The organism is Desulfovibrio piger (assembly GCF_012843875.1).
Taxonomy (GTDB): domain Bacteria; phylum Desulfobacterota; class Desulfovibrionia; order Desulfovibrionales; family Desulfovibrionaceae; genus Desulfovibrio.
Window position 1 is genome coordinate 1 of the sequence record NZ_JABAFY010000125.1, and the last position, 668, is coordinate 668.

A 668-nucleotide genomic window follows, 5' to 3' on the forward strand; every position below is an offset into this window, starting at 1 on the left:
ATCCGATGAGGACCCCTAGTTCAATCAGTGCTCTACCTCCAAGACTCTTACACTTAAGGCTAGCCCTAAAGCTATTTCGGGGAGAACCAGCTATCTCCAGGTTCGATTGGAATTTCTCCGCTACCCACACCTCATCCCCGCACTTTTCAACGTGCGTGGGTTCGGGCCTCCATTCAGTGTTACCTGAACTTCACCCTGGACATGGGTAGATCACCTGGTTTCGGGTCTACGACCACGTACTAAACGCCCTATTCAGACTCGCTTTCGCTGCGGCTCCGTCTCTTCAACTTAACCTCGCACGGGATCGTAACTCGCCGGTTCATTCTACAAAAGGCACGCCATCACCCATTAACGGGCTCTGACTATTTGTAGGCACACGGTTTCAGGATCTCTTTCACTCCCCTTCCGGGGTGCTTTTCACCTTTCCCTCACGGTACTGGTTCACTATCGATCACTAGGGAGTATTTAGCCTTGGGAGATGGTCCTCCCAGATTCCGACGGAATTTCACGTGTTCCGCCGTACTCAGGATACATTCAAGAGAGAACGAAGTTTCGACTACGGGGTTGTTACCCTCTACGACGGACCTTTCCAGGTCGCTTCGTCTACCTCGTTCCTTTGTAACTCCGTATAGAATGTCCTACAACCCCAAGAGGCAAGCCTCTTGGTT

Annotated in this window: 1 rRNA gene; it reads right to left on the minus strand. The window is 51.5% G+C overall.

Annotated elements, in window-relative coordinates:
• A 23S ribosomal RNA gene (locus tag HF854_RS12430) occupies positions 1–668 on the minus strand; the annotation flags it as partial.